This window comes from Corallococcus llansteffanensis, from assembly GCF_003612055.1.
In the GTDB taxonomy this organism is placed as follows: domain Bacteria; phylum Myxococcota; class Myxococcia; order Myxococcales; family Myxococcaceae; genus Corallococcus; species Corallococcus llansteffanensis.
On record NZ_RAWB01001013.1, the window covers coordinates 1 to 1,510 of the forward strand.

The window sequence follows — 1,510 nt, forward strand, 5'->3', positions numbered from 1 at the left end:
GTCCCGAAGCCCGGGGCTTCGGGACTGCTTCGGGCGCGGGCGGCGCCACGGGAGCCACGGGAGCCACGCCGGTGGGGCCGGGCCGGAGGGTGTCACCCGCCGGAGGCGCCTTCATCGGCGTGGGGCGGGACACCTCCTCCGACTCGAAGAGGCCCAGCTTCCAGGCGAGTCCCACGCCCAGCAGGGTGAGGAGCACCAGGCCCACCCCCAGCAGGAGGAGGACGCGGGAGCGCCGGGGCGGCCGAGCCCCTTCGTCGAAGGTATCGGGCCCATCATCGAGGTCATCGTCGGCGCTGGTGCGCAGGGCCTTCCGGGGCGTCCGGCGCGGCGCCTGGAAGCCGATGGTGGACTCGTCATCATCCGGATCCGGCGACCGGGTGGGCGTCGGATCCGTGAGGCTCATCCCGGACATGCCCGGGTCGGTGCTGAAGTGCTCCTCGTCCTCGGGCGCCGGACGCGGCGGCGCGCGGAGGTTCCGGGGCCCCGGGTTCGCGGGCGGAGTGGACCGGTTCGCCTCACCGGGGGACGAGCCTGAACGCCGCGGGCCCGGAGGCTGCGACGTCCGCGCGTCATCGCCCGCGGGCACGCCCATGCGACGGGGGCCCGAGGCCAGCGGCTCGGAGCGACCGTCATCGCCCGCGGGCACGCCCATGCGACGGGGGCCCGAGGCCAGCGGCTCGGAGCGACCGTCATCGCCCGTGGGCACGCCCATGCGACGGGGACCGGAGGACAGGGGTTCGGAGCGGCCGTCATCGCCATGGCGACGCGGGGCCGGTGCGGGCGGCGGGGTCAGGTCGTCCTGCACGCGGGAGGACGTGCGTCGCGGTGACGGCGGAAACGGATCCCCGTCCGCTTCCACGGAGCCGCGCGCCACGGCCACGCCCGGCGACGACGACGAGCGACGCGAGCGAGCGGAATCCGCCGCCCCCCGCTCCCCGGAAGGCGTCGAGCGCGAAGGCGTCTCCGCGGCCCCGCCCCGTCGCACCGGCAGCGGCGCGGGCACGGGGCCCCGGGGCCGGCGCGCGCGCAGCGGCACGGTGGAGTCATCGTCCTCCTCCGGGTCCTCCAGCACGGGCTCGAGGTAGCGCGGCGGAGGCCGAGGGGCCCCGGGCATCGTCCCGACGGCGGTGGACTCGTCGTAGTCCTCGTCCTCGTAGGAGCCCGTGGGCAGCTCGCGCGGCAGCGCCATCTGCGTCGCGGGCTCGCCCTCCTCCGCATCGTAGGCGCGCAGCGCCGCGGCCTCATGCGTGGGCCTGCGCGAGGGAGGACGCGCCACGAGCCCCGAGGACGCGATCGGCGTGGAGCCCATCCGGGACGGCGACGCCCCGGCCCCATACGCCGGATCCCCCAGCGGCAGGGTGCGCGCACCCGTGTCCGCGAGGCCCGACAAGGGAATCGTCCGCGAGGCGGTGTCCTCCACGTCGGGGAGCGGCAGGGTGCGAGCGGCGGTGTCCTCCACGTCGGCGAGCGGCAGCGTCCTCGCGGCGGTGTCCTCCGGCAGGTAGGGCAC

1 pseudogene is annotated in these 1,510 nt (G+C 76.8%); it reads right to left on the reverse strand.

Annotated features, from left to right (window positions below):
• Nucleotides 1-1,510 (reverse strand): annotated as a pseudogene (locus tag D7V93_RS45670) (hypothetical protein); the annotation flags it as partial.